This window comes from Sphingobacterium sp. UBA7625 (assembly GCF_002484085.1).
Taxonomy (GTDB): Bacteria; Bacteroidota; Bacteroidia; order Sphingobacteriales; family Sphingobacteriaceae; genus Sphingobacterium; species Sphingobacterium athyrii.
Map to the genome: position 1 here is coordinate 23,155 of NZ_DLJD01000065.1, position 14,819 is coordinate 37,973.

17 protein-coding genes are annotated in these 14,819 nt (G+C 40.7%); 10 read left to right on the top strand and 7 right to left on the bottom strand.

Annotated features, from left to right (window positions below):
- Positions 1–20: 20 nt before the first annotated feature.
- From B4G94_RS27530 to B4G94_RS27575, 10 genes are all read left to right on the top strand, one after another.
- Positions 21–1,448 carry a GspE/PulE family protein gene (locus B4G94_RS27530; protein WP_286863319.1) on the top strand — a complete coding sequence of 476 codons (1,428 nt, stop codon included), beginning with the start codon at positions 21–23 and terminating at the stop codon, positions 1,446–1,448.
- A 2-nt stretch (positions 1,449–1,450) separates the two neighbouring features.
- Entirely contained in the window at positions 1,451–3,412 is a 1,962-nt protein-coding gene (locus tag B4G94_RS27535; RefSeq protein ID WP_286863321.1) for a type II secretion system protein GspD, read from the top strand.
- Between the two features lie 3 nt (positions 3,413–3,415).
- Positions 3,416–4,651, top strand: a complete 1,236-nt coding sequence (locus B4G94_RS27540) for a hypothetical protein (RefSeq protein ID WP_286863323.1) — start codon at positions 3,416–3,418, stop codon at positions 4,649–4,651.
- The gene (locus B4G94_RS27545; RefSeq protein WP_286863325.1) at positions 4,629–5,174 is read left to right on the top strand and encodes a hypothetical protein; all 546 of its coding nucleotides are present in this window, start codon (positions 4,629–4,631) and stop codon (positions 5,172–5,174) included. The genes B4G94_RS27540 and B4G94_RS27545 overlap by 23 nt, the downstream gene beginning before the upstream one ends.
- A 35-nt stretch (positions 5,175–5,209) precedes the next feature.
- Positions 5,210–6,067, top strand: coding sequence for a hypothetical protein (locus B4G94_RS27550; RefSeq protein WP_286863326.1), 858 nt, complete (start codon positions 5,210–5,212; stop codon positions 6,065–6,067).
- The gene (locus B4G94_RS27555) at positions 6,054–6,689 is read left to right on the top strand and encodes a hypothetical protein (RefSeq protein ID WP_286863327.1); all 636 of its coding nucleotides are present in this window, start codon (positions 6,054–6,056) and stop codon (positions 6,687–6,689) included. The genes B4G94_RS27550 and B4G94_RS27555 overlap by 14 nt, the downstream gene beginning before the upstream one ends.
- Before the next feature lie 170 nt (positions 6,690–6,859).
- A complete protein-coding gene (locus B4G94_RS27560) occupies positions 6,860–7,651 on the top strand; it encodes a tail fiber protein (protein WP_286863328.1) in 792 nt (263 codons plus the stop codon).
- Between the two features lie 2 nt (positions 7,652–7,653).
- Positions 7,654–8,349 carry a hypothetical protein gene (locus B4G94_RS27565; protein ID WP_286863329.1) on the top strand — a complete coding sequence of 232 codons (696 nt, stop codon included), beginning with the start codon at positions 7,654–7,656 and terminating at the stop codon, positions 8,347–8,349.
- 11 nt (positions 8,350–8,360) lie between these two features.
- Positions 8,361–8,741: a hypothetical protein gene (locus B4G94_RS27570; protein WP_286863330.1), complete on the top strand. Its 381-nt coding sequence runs from the start codon at positions 8,361–8,363 to the stop codon at positions 8,739–8,741.
- Positions 8,722–9,129 (top strand): hypothetical protein, encoded by a 408-nt coding sequence (locus B4G94_RS27575; protein ID WP_286863331.1) that lies wholly within the window; start codon positions 8,722–8,724, stop codon positions 9,127–9,129. The genes B4G94_RS27570 and B4G94_RS27575 overlap by 20 nt, the downstream gene beginning before the upstream one ends.
- A gap of 329 nt (positions 9,130–9,458) precedes the next feature.
- Here the strand turns inward: B4G94_RS27575 and B4G94_RS27580 are convergent, their stop codons facing one another.
- From B4G94_RS27580 to B4G94_RS27610, 7 genes are read right to left on the bottom strand one after another with little or no spacing between them, the layout of a single operon-like run.
- A complete protein-coding gene (locus B4G94_RS27580) occupies positions 9,459–10,382 on the bottom strand; it encodes a hypothetical protein (RefSeq protein WP_286863332.1) in 924 nt (307 codons plus the stop codon).
- 17 nt (positions 10,383–10,399) lie between these two features.
- A complete protein-coding gene (locus tag B4G94_RS27585) occupies positions 10,400–11,551 on the bottom strand; it encodes a type II secretion system F family protein (RefSeq protein ID WP_286863333.1) in 1,152 nt (383 codons plus the stop codon).
- A gap of 12 nt (positions 11,552–11,563) precedes the next feature.
- Positions 11,564–12,058 (bottom strand): prepilin-type N-terminal cleavage/methylation domain-containing protein, encoded by a 495-nt coding sequence (locus tag B4G94_RS27590; RefSeq protein ID WP_286863334.1) that lies wholly within the window; start codon positions 12,056–12,058, stop codon positions 11,564–11,566.
- Positions 12,055–12,435, bottom strand: a complete 381-nt coding sequence (locus B4G94_RS27595; protein WP_286863335.1) for a hypothetical protein — start codon at positions 12,433–12,435, stop codon at positions 12,055–12,057. The genes B4G94_RS27590 and B4G94_RS27595 overlap by 4 nt, the downstream gene beginning before the upstream one ends.
- Positions 12,425–13,675, bottom strand: coding sequence for a hypothetical protein (locus tag B4G94_RS27600; protein WP_286863336.1), 1,251 nt, complete (start codon positions 13,673–13,675; stop codon positions 12,425–12,427). The genes B4G94_RS27595 and B4G94_RS27600 overlap by 11 nt, the downstream gene beginning before the upstream one ends.
- A gap of 12 nt (positions 13,676–13,687) precedes the next feature.
- Positions 13,688–14,323, bottom strand: a complete 636-nt coding sequence (locus B4G94_RS27605) for a toxin-antitoxin system YwqK family antitoxin (protein WP_286863337.1) — start codon at positions 14,321–14,323, stop codon at positions 13,688–13,690.
- A complete protein-coding gene (locus B4G94_RS27610) occupies positions 14,313–14,819 on the bottom strand; it encodes a type II secretion system protein N (RefSeq protein ID WP_286863338.1) in 507 nt (168 codons plus the stop codon). Before B4G94_RS27610 ends, B4G94_RS27605 begins: the two co-directional genes overlap by 11 nt.

Below are 14,819 nucleotides of genomic sequence, written 5' to 3' on the forward strand. Positions count from 1 at the left end.
ATTATTAACATCGTATTTGTGTGGGGGTAACAACTAATTTTTCAGCAGAGACATTGCATGCGATTTCCAGAGATATCGCATGGCATTATCGTATTATCCCTTATGATCGGTATGAAGGTAAGATCTTCTTTTATTCTGATGAGTCCAATAACCTGCCAGCGTTGCAGAATGAGTTGGCGATTCTTTTTGATGAGCATATCGCACTGGAAACTGTGCCTTCCGGTCAGATAGAAGAATGGCTGAACAAATACTATTTCGGCGAAAAATCAAGTGAAGGCAATGAAACCGTCAAGAATCTAGTATTCAATGCCGATTTTTTGGACAATCTCATCTATGAGGCCAAACAGCTGAAGAGCAGTGATATTCATATTGAGACGTATGAAAACCGATGCCGTGTGCGTGTCCGAATTGATGGGATGATGGTGGAGCGTTATGTCCTGCAGCGAGAAGACTATCCCGCCCTGATCAATAAAATCAAGATCATGTCCAATCTCGATATTGCCGAGAAGCGCCTGCCGCAGGATGGACGTATCCATTACAGGCGAAACCAAGATCAATTTGATATACGGGTATCCGTATTGCCCACGCTCCACGGCGAGAAAGTTGTATTACGTTTGCTCAATAACAATGCGACTAATATCCAATTGGACAAATTGGGGATGTCGACAGAAGATTACGAAAATTATCTTCACGGAGTAAAGAAACCCAATGGAATTCTGCTTATCAGTGGACCCACAGGGTCAGGAAAGACAACAACGCTGTACGCTACGCTCAAATATCTGAACAAAACGACCAATAATATACTTACTATCGAAGATCCGATTGAGTATACATTGGAAGGGATTAATCAAGTGCAGCTCAAAGAAAATATCGGATTGACCTTTGGTGCTGCCCTGCGTACATTTCTGCGTCAGGATCCCGATATCATTATGGTAGGAGAGATCCGGGATCCCGATACGGCAAATATGGCCATACGGGCAGCCCTTACAGGCCACTTGGTACTATCGACTATACATACCAACTCTGCTTGGGGAACGGTATCGCGTCTGGTTGATATGGGGATACCTAATTTTTTGATTGCCAATACGCTAAATACTTCCGTTGCACAGCGTCTGGTACGTACATTATGTCCCAAATGCAAACGGGAGAAACAAATGACAGCATCGTTATACCCAAGGCAATTTAAGCCTTATTTCCCAGTGGAGCGGCATGCCGTGGCCGTTGGCTGTGCGTCATGCTATTTTACCGGATTTAAAGGCCGAAAGGCAGTGTATGAAATTATTCCGATGGATCAGGGGTTGGTCGATGAAATAAAAAAAGGAAATATGCGCGTGGATGAACTTTTAAGAGAACGTAAGATTAAAACCCTGGGTGAAAATGCCTTTGAGCTATTTGCTAACGGGGAAACAACAATAGAGGAAATTTATCCATTACTATTCAATTATTGATAATGAGCTTGAGAACTATATATATAACCATATTATTTTTACTATGCTTTGGCATGGGGGCTGTTGCGCAAGAAACGACCGAAAATTATGCCCGGGTTGAGCAGCGCCTGAATGCGCTCGCTGGTACCGTGCCGGGACTGGAAAAAAAAGTGAAACTTTCTGTTTCCGGCGTTTCAGCCCAGGAATTTTTAAGGGCTTTGGCCCAGTCGAATGATCTTAATATCAACGTGGATCCGACATTGAATTTTTCCATTGTCAATAATTTTACGGGCGAAACAGCCAAAAACGTACTCCTGTTTCTTGCTAAAACATACCATCTGGATATCGATGTGATCGGTTCCATTATGAATATTAAGAAAATACCGGAGCCCCGGATGATGCCAGTGGTAAAAGATATAAAAGTACAGTATAATGTGAATACCGATGGACTGAGTTACGAACTGCAGCAAGATTCTTTGGGTCGGGTCGCGCAAAAGATCAGCTCATTGTCCGGTAAAAACCTGATTGTACCTACGCCATTGCTGCAGAAAGCGGTGACGGGTTATATGGCGGAGGCACCCTTTGAAACTTCGCTTGAAAAACTCGCTTACGTCAATGGGCTGAAGTATAGAAAAACGAATGATAATGTATATGTCTTCGAATCGCTGATACCCGGCGAGGAATTATTTATCAATGCCGACAGCCTGACGGATGTCCGTTTTCGGCCTGATAATATAAACAATCCTGCTGCTGGTGCAATGAATCAAGGAATGGGAGGAGGACAACCCGGGAATTATGCCTTGTATGGAAAGACAGAACAAGGCAAGGGAAAGCTGTTTACGATTCAGGCAAGCAATACACCAATTATTGAGTTGATCAAACGTGCATCTGAAGAATCTGGTGTCAATTATTTTATTTACAGCCAGATTGATGGTAATATTACCACAAGTGTCAAAGATATTTCCTTTGAGGATTTCTTGACATCAATTTTTCGAGGCACGCAATACACCTTTCGGATGGAGAAGGAGACCTATCTGATCGGTAACCGTCGTAATGAAGGCTTACGTGACAACCGCATTATACACCTGCAGCACCGCTCCATTGACACCATTATGATGATGATACCGATGGACTGGCGTAAAGATGTCGAGATCAAGGAATTTAAAGAGCAGAATATGTTACTACTTTCGGGATCCGGACCGCAGATTCGGGAAATCGAGACTTATGTCAAACAGTTGGACAAACTGGTGCCCCTGGTACTAATAGAAGTGACATTATTGGATATTCAGAAAGGCAATACAATAAAAACAGGGATAAAAATGGGCGTAGATTCGATCTCGCCGAAGGTAGGCGGTAGTCTTTCCGATGGCTTTACATTTGGTTCAGGTTCTATTAATCGTTTTCTGTCGCAATTAGGAAAGAATAATTCATTTAATCTCGGCCGGGTGACCCCCAACTTTTATGTACGCCTGCAGGCATTGGAAGAAAATAAAAATGTTGAGGTTAGGTCAGTGCCAAAGCTTTCTACACTGAATGGGCATAAAGCAACATTGAGCATAGGCAGTAAACGTTATTATTTGATAGAAACTCAAAATGTCTTTCCGGGGGGAACGAATAATACAAATGTCTTTACAAAGCAGTATAATGAAGTAGAAGCAAACCTAAAGATTGATGTCACCCCAGTTGTTTCCGGTGACGATCAGATCACGATGAAGATCTCTGTCAATATTTCTGATTTTATCGGAACTGTTGCTAAAAATGAACCGCCACCAACCTCCAACAGCAGGTTTGAGTCCATTATCCGGGCACGCAACGAAGATATGATCGTACTAGGAGGAATGGAACGTACAGAAAATGGCAACAGCGGCCGAGGATTACCCTTATTGTCCCGCATACCTATATTAAAATGGTTATTCAGTAGCCGGGAAAAAACCACACAAAAGGTGGTATCTGTGGTATTTATCAAACCGACAATCTTGTATTAAGCGATGCTGGCAAGGATCAAGGAAAAATATCGACTGAATGACTGCATTGGCATTTCACTACGGCAGGAGGGAGAGCATCTGTCTTTTTGTTGCTGTATGGTCCACTTGGACAAAGAACAGCTGGAGATTGAGGAGACTTGGGAAGTTAACGATTGGGAACTGCTGGCGAATGCTAAGCACAAATCCATTCCTGTTGCTTTGCACCTGGAATCCAGACAGATTTTAATAAAAGAAAGTTTGGCAATCGGACTCGATGAGGATCAGCTAAAGTCAGTTTTTCCGAGCTATGATATTAGCCGATTTTATACGGTACAGATGTCGGGCGAAGAGAAAAGTTGGATTGCTTTTGTGCGCAGGGACTATATCACAGAAATTTTAGACCGTTTTACCGCGGCAGGGTATGAGGTCATAAAGGTTTTTATTGGTCCATTCCTGCTTGACAATATTCTCGGGCAGCTCAATAGCTATGGCAGCGAGTATAGCTTCGATAGGCATGCTATTCATATCCATCCGGAAAATAAAAAATGGCTGCAATATCGTTCAGGAGACGAATTTGAAAACCGATTTGCGTTAAAAATAGGCGATCACCCGATCAAGCAGCAATATCTGCTTCCGTATGCCGCTGCATTTTCGACCTTGATGCTGGACTACGTAAGTGATTACTCCATTCACGTTGCAGCAGTAGAAGAGCAACGGCAGATCTGGCTTGAAAAACAGCAATTTAAGATAAATTTAGTAGCCCTAACGGGATTACTTTTTCTATTGCTTTTAATCAATACGTTTTTATTCAGTCATTACTATCAGGAAAATCAAGCTCTTGCGGGAAAGGTAAGCACGCAGCAGAGTACAGTAAAAGATTTGGACAAATTAGAAGCCGGAATAAAAGAAAACGAAAACTTATTGGCAGAGCTGGGCTGGAATGGTGGGGTTTCGAAAGCTTGGCTTCTGGACCAGATCGGTTATACCATACGGCATTATGCACAGATAACACTGTCGCAGATCCAGGTCAACCCACAGTCAAAGGGATTGGGCAATACCGTTATACAGCAAGCCGATCAGCTTGTTGTCAAGGGGAATAGTCCGACACTGGAAATGCTCAATTTATGGTTGCGTGAACTAAAAAATAATCCCTGGATTACCAAAGTCAGCATTGAAGAATATGGCAACAAGCAACAGGATGATACGCTCGATGCCTTTACGATAAAGATAACTTACAATGATCAGGTGGAAGGAAATTGATTACAAAAAACGCAATAAGCTGCTGTTTGCCGGTGCTGGTGTTGTACTGGTTCTTGCCTGGTTTTTGGCTTTCCAAAAGACCTATGACGCCTATCGGGAAAACCGTAGACTAAATCAGCTGATAGGCAAGGATATTAGCAATAGTACCCAGTACGACTTCGAACGTAAAAGTAAAGTGTTGGATAGCTTAAGTAAAGTTTATCAGAGCGATTCCGCTGTGTGGAATGATAATTTCCTATCGGAGGCAAGTCGCGCAGTCAATTCGCCCCGTATTCAGGTGTATTTTAATAATACTACTAAAAATGCGACACAAGCTGATACCAGTAAAATTAAGTCAAAGAATCTGACCGTTAAGGGAGACTACAAGGCGATCGTCGAATCAGTTGCAGCATTGGAAAAGATCAATACCTTGGGTTATCTAAGTACCGTCACCTTAAAGTTTGATAGCAAACGCGCTTCCACAAGTGAGCGCAAGGTGATTGAGGGCGAAGTGGGGTTTAAGGTGAAGTTTGGTGGACGTTAAAAAAAAACATTGTTGTTTACTTAACTATATAAATTATGAAAGCCATTTATTATTTCAATAAGCAAAAATTCTTATTGCTTTTAGTCGTTCTGTTAAGTTCTATAAACCTTCGAGCTCAAACACCTGTTACTGCCAAGGTCGACGCAGCTGGATGGAAACGTGTTGCTTATGTGAATAACACCGGTGGGAGAGGATTTGGGAAGATCAGTATCTTTACTTCTGGTGGAAGCCAAGCGCCTAATTATCTTGATATCGAGTGGTTTAAAGACTGGCTGAACACAGGTGGTCTAACGCTCAAAACAAATGGTGGTGCTGGCTATTGGAACGGGACCAGGCTTACTTATGATCAGGACACTACATTTATTGAGGTTAACTTTACAACAGCTATAGCAGGTTTACAGCTGCTAAGTGATACTTATGGTTGGAATGTGGCGAAACTCTATACGGGGGTGTTGCCCAATGGCAGTGGTACCATTAGGGCAGAAGCTAAAGGAGGGCGATTGAATATTGGAGATCATCTATATGTAGCGCATAATGGACGTGTCGGGATAGGTACTACGGCACCCAAAGAGACGCTATCTGTTAACGGTAAGATTCGAGCACAGGAGGTGAAGGTTGAGACGAGTAATTGGCCGGATTATGTTTTCGCAGATGGATATCAATTGCCTAGCCTCAAAGAAACGGCAAAGTTTATCGAAAAAAACAAACACTTACCGGGAGTTCCAAAAGCCGCTGACATCGAAGAGAATGGACTTTCATTAGGTGAAATGAATAGGGTTTTAATGCAGAAGGTGGAGGAACTTACCTTGCATTTGATTCATAAGGATAACGAGATGTCAATTATAAAAGATGAATTGTTAAACCTAAAAAAACAAATCAATGAAAAAGACTAAATTTTTGCCCGTATTTTTTATTCTTACTTTGATGGGCTTTAACAAGAGTAAAGCGCAACAGTTTTTTACTGGAACTGTTAACACAACCTCAACTATCAGTCGGACAGGATCCGTGGGTATCGGCAACGTCGTTTTTCGTGGCTCATCCGGAATACAGGTTTTAGAACATACAACGCCGACCGGTGATTTTTATATCAGAAGTGTTGCGTATCAGGTACCAGATGATGCAGGAAATTTGATCCTCAATGATATTGGCGGGTTTGTAGGCATAGGCACATCTAAACCTAAAGAAGCGCTGTCAGTAAATGGCAAGATCCGCGCGCAAGAAATAAAGGTGGAGACGAGTAATTGGCCGGATTATGTTTTCGCAGATCGATATCAATTGCCTAACCTTAAGGAAACGGCATTATTTATCGAAAAAAATAAACATCTTCCTGGGGTTCCCAAAGCTGTGGAGATTGAAGAAAATGGATTGGCCTTAGGGGAAATGAATAAAATTATGATGCAGAAGATCGAAGAATTGACCTTACATCTAATCGAAAAAGAGAAAAAGATTGAACACCAAGAGGAACGTTTAGAACATCTGGAGAGACAGATTAAGAAAATGATAGAAATGAAGTAATTTTCTATTATCACTTTTATTGAATGAATTGAAATATTTGTATTAAATTTATTTAAACAATTAAATTAGCCAGTGCAAATAACGCACAGTAGATAATAAGCCATATTCAAAACATTTTATAAACACGACATCTTATGAAAAGAAAAGAATTATTTCAGTTTCTCTTAACGATGATATGCATCCTCGGCATCTCACAAGCGATGGCGCAGACAGCTACATTTATCAAACAAGTTAGTGTAAACCTCACGACTAAAGTCGAATTAACTGATGCGGGTAATCAACCTTTAAAAATAGGAGGGCTTTATCGTGTAAAGATGTCCGTGGTTACTACCGGAACAAAAACAGGTGTGGAATATCTGGTGTGGTATGACGCTCCAACTAGTACTTGGAAAATACGGTTGGTAACAGCTGCAGGACTGAGCTCAAACCACCCAATGTTGGAAGTGGAGAATAATGTAGTAAAGGTGTTTACGAATCATGCTAACTTGTATGCTGTCAAAGTCTTTGTCGAGTTTTACGATACAGGTAACGGAAATGTTGTGCCCTACCTATTCGGCTCATCTTTTCAATGGCAGCGCTATGGAGCGAATCTCTACTATATGGATGGTAAAGTAGGTATTGCGACAGATTCGCCCAAAGAGTTACTTTCTGTTAACGGAAATATTCAGGCCAAAGAAATTAAAGTGACAACAACAGCTGCCGACTGGCCAGATTATGTTTTCGCGGATGGGTACCAATTGCCTTCTCTCAAAGAAACTGCTAGATTTATTGAAGAAAATAAGCATCTTCCCGGTGTTCCTAAAGCTGCGGAAATTGAAGCAAACGGATTGTCACTTGGAGAAATGAATAAGATCTTGATGCAGAAGATTGAAGAACTGACGCTCCATATGATCGATAAAGATAAACGAATTGAGGCTTTAGAGAGAAGAATGAATAAAAAGGAAGAAAATAAAAAAGACTGATTATGAAAACAAATAGATTTTATGCAATTTTTGCATTTTCAACTTTTTTTACATGTCTGTTAAATATAGGGGAAGTTAGGTCTCAAAACATTTATCCAACAGCAAAAGGAACTAATGTTAAAATTGATGGTGGAGCAATAGACTTTGCAGCTCCAGTGACTACCGGTGGTTGGGCCAGGGGGATGCGTTTTTATAATTCAGATTTGTCAACCCATTTTTTTGGAATGGGTATGTTGGGGGCAGCTGCTCTTCCGACAAGGTTTTATATGGGATTTCATGCCCAATCTCCGTGGGATAGCCAGTTAGGCCTACATATTTTAGCTAATGGCAATGTTGGAGTCGGCGTAACAAATCCTTTAGCTCGTCTAGCTGTGAATGGTAATATTCTTGCCAAAGAGATAAAAATAAAAACCGATATCTCTGTTCCTGACTATGTTTTTGATCCTAATTATGAGTTGCCCTCCCTATCCAGTATTGAAGACTATGTAAAAAAACATCGACACTTGCCAGAAATCCCTTCGGCAACTGATATGCAGAAAGACGGCGTTGATTTGACTGCAATGAACCTAGCGCTGCTCAAAAAAGTTGAAGAACTTACCCTACATTTGATTGAAAAAGATAAACAACTGGATAAACAGAATAGGAGTCTGGTAGAAGTAATGAGACGTTTAGAAAGGCTGGAAAGTAACGATAAATAAATATAATAATAATGGCTACGGGAAAGATCTTGGATAAATGGTTGTATCTATCATCTCATGAAGTAGGACATTTACCCCAAGTGGAAAAGCATGATGGTTTGATTTCTTATTTCGGAGAATTCGCTAAACAATATACCAGTTCATTTATAGAAAATGGATTTTCTTCGAATGATGGACATGATAATGCTGAATATGAGAAAGAAGCAGATAAAGGTGCAGTAAATTTTCTTAAATTCGATAGGTTTGTTAATGAAAACATAGGAAAAAATGGAATTACTGATCTTTTAAGCGGCGGATTATCAGAAGATAAGAAAATTGATATACTCCAAAGGTGGATAAATTATTATAATAGCTCAAATAAAAATGTTGGAAATGAGAAAAATAAAAAATGATTTATTTATTCCTTTTTTTTTGATAATTATTTTTATTATTACAGCATGCGCTGGAAATAATATTTGCATTAATCTGAATGAAAAAAAAATAATATCAAAAGAAGGAGACATTGTACGTTTTAACATCGAAGATGATGATGCCATCTATTTTTTTCATTTGAAGGGTAGGATAAAACATCAAAAAACTGTGGATCTTGAAAACATTGGTTTAAATAATGATTTAGTAGAGGTGTATCCTGAATCTGAAAAATCAATTTTTTCTTTAAAACCGAATAGTAATTATATTTTCACTAATAGTACAGTTTATGATGCTACTCCTGCTTCACTAAAACTTTATACTGATAGTTTGGGAAATCTCCATAGCTTAGATAATAGAGTATGTGAATGATGGTATAGAGGAAACAGGGTAATTGAAATAATAAGCACGACTACGGGGCGAGGATTTATGATGCAGAGATTGGCAGATTTACGAGTATTGACCCGATAGCGTATGACAATAGGAACTAGAATTTTAAAGGAGGTGATGGATATTAAAGCTGGAAAAATGTGGTCTCAAGTTCGATTAAAATACGCCTAGATAGAATCGTGTAGAGTCCTAAAAAAGAGTCGAAATTATAATCAATTTCGACTCTTTGAGATATACTGAATAGTATGGAGTATTTTGTGAATTAATTATAAATAGGCTTTTTGATATTGATAATTTAGCTTATCAATTTATTATTTGGTTTCTTTTAAAGCAATAACATCCTCTTTTAACTGCTTAATTTCTTTGTTCTGCTGAATGAGATATAGGGTCATTTCTTCGATTTTTTGAAGGAGTTGACGGTTGAGCTCACCTAGTGCGACGCCATTCTCGGCAGCAGTTTTTGCAGGAACAATGCTGGGTAGATGTTTATTATTTTTTACAAAACTTTCAAGTTCTTCCAAAGGCATTAGTGGATGATTCTCTTCAAATACATAATCAGGCCAGTCGGCAGCGTTTGTCGTTACTCTGATCTCATGCGCGCGAATCTTACCATTGACAGAAAGTTTGTCCTGGGGATTGGCCGTTCCGATACCCACATTTCCATTAGGGGCGGCTTTGATTGCTAATATTCCTGGATTTGCTGTAGCGGTATTACCCACAATTAAACTCCAATCGTAAGTCATTGGTAAAAGACCAATTGCGTTTGTTTCGGTGCCGGTTGTCAGGGAGCTGGTATAGTTCGTGTTGAAATTAATAGATCGAATTTTTACATCTACAAGCAAAGGCGTACTTATACCTAAGGTGTTAATTGCCCTTATTCTAAAACCTTTTGTTCCTGGATTGTGATCTATTGTAAAATTTATACCCCCACTCGTATATACATTATTATTTATTCGGCCAGCTTCTAGCCATCTAGCAGGATTGGAGTGTGTCGAAGATGCTATATGCGTTGCAGCAGCAGCAATATTACCACGTGTATAGGCGATAGACACCTCATAGTAACCTGAGGCTCCGACAGCAGTAGGCTTTGCTGATGCAAATTCAATAAAATCACCCACTTTAAAATCTGCGGGAAAGGTTACAGCCGTCTGGAAATAATCATTGGCACTCTGCGCGTTGGCTTTAAAACCATATCCAAACCAAAGCAGGACAAAAAATAAAATCAACTTGTTCATAAAATATATTATTGAGGTTAAAAACTATTGCTCATCTGGAACATGGGCAAATACATGGCAATCAAAATTAATCCTACGACCAGCCCCAGAAAGATGATAATAAAAGGTTCGAGGAGGCTGGATAGGGTAGAGGTTTTATATTCAACTTCTTCCGTAAGTTGTGTGGCGATCTTTTCAAAGAAAAAATCCAGGCGGTTGACCTCTTCACCTACGCGGATCAACTGTACTGTTTTGGCTGGATAAAATGGATATTTTGCAAGGGCGGCATGTAACGATTCCCCCTGTAGAATTTCCCTTTCTGCTCCTTCCAATGAATGGGCAATGGGATAGAAATCAGTCATCTGCTGGACCAGTTGAATAGACTGCAGCAAGGGGGTATTGGTGCTGACCAAAAGGCGCATGGTATTGGCAAAACGGGCCAGATGCACCTTACGGATAATATCGCCAAATAATGGCAACTTTAACATAATTTTTGAAGACCATTTGCGCCACCAGAGCTGCTTGCGATTAACACGGATAAAAACAACGAAAATGAGGATCGCCAGGACAGCCCACCAAAATGTCCTGTCCATAAATTTGGATACCTTTAAAATGAAAGCCGTAATAGCAGGTAGTTCACCCCCAAAACGTGTAAAGATATCCGAGAACATCGGCACCACAAATTTGAGCATAAACAGTATGGCCCCAACAGAGGTGCTCAATACAATAACAGGATAGGTGAGCGCCGAGATAATCTTGCGCCGCTGGCTGATCTTGCTCTTATAAAAGAGGGCGAGCTCTTTCATCACTTCACCAAGTTTGCCCGTTTCTTCGCCGATACGTAAACTGAAAAATTCGTAATTGCTGAACTTATCGCTTTTCCGAATGGCATCAGAAAGGCTGTCGCCCACAAGCACATTTCCCTTGATCTCCTGAAAAAGCTTGTTGTCCTTGCTATTTTTTTGATCTAAGAGCACTAAGTCAAAAGCCGTTTTGAGATCGACACCTGATAGCAGTAAGGTGCTGAATTCCACATAAAATTCCTCTTTCTTCTTGTCCGGAAGCTGCGTACTCCCGAAACTGATATCCCTGCTCAGAAAAGCAATTAAACCACCCGATTCCTCCTTACTGGGCTGCGGCCCGGGAACTTCGTTTTTTTTCTTATATTTTGATATATCAATTGAAGGCATAGGAAAAGGTATTTAATTAATACTGAATAGCTCCGGCTGCATTAACTGCTGCGCGGCGTATATTTTATGGAAATTAAACCTGTGCTCTTTATTCTCAAATTTAACCTCTAGACTCAGATGATCTGTCAGCTCCGGTGATGGAAGATTGCTGAGCTGTGGAGCAGTATCATAGGTAATTGTCCGAATCAGAAAGGTATCCCTATGATCGTCGTTTTGGCTCCTTATGATATAAGCAGGGTCAAACTGATAACTGATATTACCCCTTTCTCCGACACAGACCAAACCATTTGTTGTCATCCTTAGCCATACAGCGCGATCAATATCCTGCTGCATCAGATGCTTAAATAGGCTATAGGAAAAGCGTTCCTGCCGCTGCTTTTGCTGCTGTAGAAACAACTGCTGGAAATATTGAAACATATAGAATGCCATCCCAATGCTGATCGCCGAAATGAGCATCGCAATAGTCATCTCCATCAATGTAAAAGCTTTTAATTTTGGATTTTTCATGGCTGGCCTCCTTCTTCTGTTTTGCCCGGAATATAGCGTACAAGACTGTCCGTTATTTTTTTATCTTGCGGATGCATGGAATAAATGACCAGCCGTAGCCGGTCAGGGTACGCTCCAACGGTAGCAACCTCGTATGTTAGCTGTATGCTGTCCTGAAATCTTTCTCCAGTCGAATCTCCTTCGAAACCTGTGGACTCGAGTTCATGGCTCCAGGCAGCCATCATTTCGTCTGTATTCTTGCGCGTTTCGCTCCTTGAAGCTTTGGTGATATTGACAAAGATTAATAGACCTATTCCAAAGACAATCAAGATGATAATCATCGAAACCAACGTTTCTACGAGAGATGAAGCTTTGAGCTGAACCGTTCTAACCCCCATACGAATACCATTTTAGCGGTTTATTAATCTGTTTTTTTGGATCCGGAATCGTTAAAAATGAACGTAAAAAATGCGGAGACAATTTACTATGGTCAAATTTGATATTCACCAAAAAGTTCTCATACATGGATGAGGGACTTTTATATAAAAAGCGGTAGCATGTCGTGTAGCCATGTACCTGCATTCCTTTGCTATAATCCAGCAGGCCGTAGACAATAAGATCACCCTGGATCAGGCAATCTTTTCCAAAACTTGCGGAAGCAGGCATATCCGAACGTTTTGGTTCGTATAATAACACTGTGCCCATTATTTTACAATTGTTGCCGACACGGATGTTGATTTTTTTACCTTCCTTACCTATGACAGCTGCAGTGGATGGGTATTGTAACGTAACATCATCTTCCAAGATTAGCGAATCTGTGGCAAAGAACTGAGCAGCACCACTAAATCCTTTTTCAATGCGGATACATGGGGCTACTACAACCACATCTTGTAAGACCACACCCGCCGGTATAATGATTGTGGTATCTGAGACCAACTGAATATTTCCCAAGAGGCTGTCATTAAGCTGTGACTGGCCAGCGATCAACCTATATTTAGCTGTTTTGTGATAAAACGGATTTTTTGTTGTAGCTCCTGTCGGCAGCAATGTTTCAACCGTGCTGTCTCGTTTTGTAAGCTCTTGAAGGTAATTTAAGCGAGGGCTATTAAGAGCTTGCATTTGACGCTCACTATCTTTACTTTTTCCTTCAACAATTTTTTCATTTCCTTTGAAGTACTCGCCATCTACGTAGGAGGGACGGACACCAGATTTGGGTAAGAAAGCAACACCCTTGATTACTGTTTCACCGCTAACAGATACCGGTCTATCCTCATCCGTAATGTAAAGTACCGTAGAATCTGTGACTACAGCACCCAAGAGCGCATTTTTCAGCATGGAATCCTGTTGCATGTGCGCGCGTACCACAGCAATATCGTACAGCCCCCACTGATATTTGGATATATAGACAGAATCTCCCTGTTGCAACACATTGGTCAGAGTACTGTCCATTACATAAGGGAAGCCGCGGGAAGTGACCAAGCTAAATCCTGCTTCAACCTGCTGGCGGATTTTTTCCTTTCGGGTGAACCTTGCATCCTGATCACGATAAAAAAAAGCCAGATAGATCAAGCTTCCCAATATTACCGATACGATAAGAGAGATAACCAATACCAGATATAATGCTGCCGCTTTGAGCATGATTCTTGGAATTTAAGGAGCAACTGCTTGGGGGCTGTTATCCTTCTTTTTAAACCATTTATTGATCTGGTCGCCGATCAATTTACCAGTTTTTCGAAAAATATTATTGCCCTGATAGACCTCTTTTGATATTTCCTGACCCTGGTCAAAATATTGATAACTGCTGCTGTCTTTCGCCCGATTTTCGATGGCGCCATGCAATTTTCCATCCTTTAGATAGCCGCGCTGTATCCAATCCCCCTGTTCGTTGTAACGTACAAAAGGCCCTTCTTCGATGTTGGCCATCCACTGCGATTCGCTTTTAAGGTTACCATTGGTATACCACTGGCGCCAGACCCCCTGTTTTAGACCTTTTACATAGAGCCCCTGTTCGGATAGGTTTTTATTTGAAAAGTACGCTGTAAATTGTCCATTTAATAGCTTGCCCGAGTATCCACCCATTGTTTTATGGAGCTGATTGCTTTCATACCAGGTATAAGTCTTGTCACTATTCGGTTTTATTTTGATATTTTCAGCATATAAAATAGCTTTTCCACCATCTTCAGATAAAATGGTAAATCTTTTGAAAATCGCCAGTTCCTTTACCTGCGCTAGGCAAGGGAGCGAGGCGAACCAAAAAAAGAAAATTGGAAGTAGTTTAGTTACCATTTTTAAATATCGTCTTGTTTTTGCCATTTACTTTGATTGAAATATGTCCCTGTTGTATGCCAGTCAATTTTATTTCACCTTGTTCGTCACCGACATTCATCATATATTGACGATCCATAATCATGACAATGGCCGTTGGCTTTTTGTCATTTAGATTTTCGATAAAGCCCATATACTGTACATTTATCTGCGGCTCCGGCTGATCATTCTCGACGGGCGGCGCCACGTAACTTTCGGGATTCTGTACAGGTGGTTCAATGGGCAGTGCCGCAGGGACAACATCCTTAAGCATTGGATCAGGGTAGTTGAGCAAAAGTGCGGTTGTTTTCTTTTGATTGTAGAAACTCAGGTCACTTACATTTTGCGCAAAATTTTTCTGGGCAGCACGTGGAGCCTGATCTTCATCGGAGACAGCAGCGAAAATCCTATAAATAATATAGCCCCAAAGTCCGACGACCAGAGAAAGCAAGATATACGTCATCGCCTTATTCTTCAT

Bases quoted from the DNA above. Each gene is read 5' to 3' on its own strand.
- B4G94_RS27535 (WP_286863321.1), top strand. From the start codon at position 1,451: ATGAGCTTGAGAACTATATATATAACCATATTATTTTTACTATGCTTT.
- B4G94_RS27540 (WP_286863323.1), top strand. From the start codon at position 3,416: ATGCTGGCAAGGATCAAGGAAAAATATCGACTGAATGACTGCATTGGC.
- B4G94_RS27545 (WP_286863325.1), top strand. From the start codon at position 4,629: ATGATCAGGTGGAAGGAAATTGATTACAAAAAACGCAATAAGCTGCTG.
- B4G94_RS27550 (WP_286863326.1), top strand. From the start codon at position 5,210: ATGAAAGCCATTTATTATTTCAATAAGCAAAAATTCTTATTGCTTTTA.
- B4G94_RS27555 (WP_286863327.1), top strand. From the start codon at position 6,054: ATGAAAAAGACTAAATTTTTGCCCGTATTTTTTATTCTTACTTTGATG.
- B4G94_RS27560 (WP_286863328.1), top strand. From the start codon at position 6,860: ATGATATGCATCCTCGGCATCTCACAAGCGATGGCGCAGACAGCTACA.
- B4G94_RS27565 (WP_286863329.1), top strand. From the start codon at position 7,654: ATGAAAACAAATAGATTTTATGCAATTTTTGCATTTTCAACTTTTTTT.
- B4G94_RS27570 (WP_286863330.1), top strand. From the start codon at position 8,361: ATGGCTACGGGAAAGATCTTGGATAAATGGTTGTATCTATCATCTCAT.
- B4G94_RS27575 (WP_286863331.1), top strand. From the start codon at position 8,722: ATGAGAAAAATAAAAAATGATTTATTTATTCCTTTTTTTTTGATAATT.
- B4G94_RS27580 (WP_286863332.1), bottom strand. From the start codon at position 10,382: ATGAACAAGTTGATTTTATTTTTTGTCCTGCTTTGGTTTGGATATGGT.
- B4G94_RS27585 (WP_286863333.1), bottom strand. From the start codon at position 11,551: ATGCCTTCAATTGATATATCAAAATATAAGAAAAAAAACGAAGTTCCC.
- B4G94_RS27590 (WP_286863334.1), bottom strand. From the start codon at position 12,058: ATGAAAAATCCAAAATTAAAAGCTTTTACATTGATGGAGATGACTATT.
- B4G94_RS27595 (WP_286863335.1), bottom strand. From the start codon at position 12,435: ATGGGGGTTAGAACGGTTCAGCTCAAAGCTTCATCTCTCGTAGAAACG.
- B4G94_RS27600 (WP_286863336.1), bottom strand. From the start codon at position 13,675: ATGCTCAAAGCGGCAGCATTATATCTGGTATTGGTTATCTCTCTTATC.
- B4G94_RS27605 (WP_286863337.1), bottom strand. From the start codon at position 14,323: ATGGTAACTAAACTACTTCCAATTTTCTTTTTTTGGTTCGCCTCGCTC.
- B4G94_RS27610 (WP_286863338.1), bottom strand. From the start codon at position 14,819: ATGAAGAATAAGGCGATGACGTATATCTTGCTTTCTCTGGTCGTCGGA.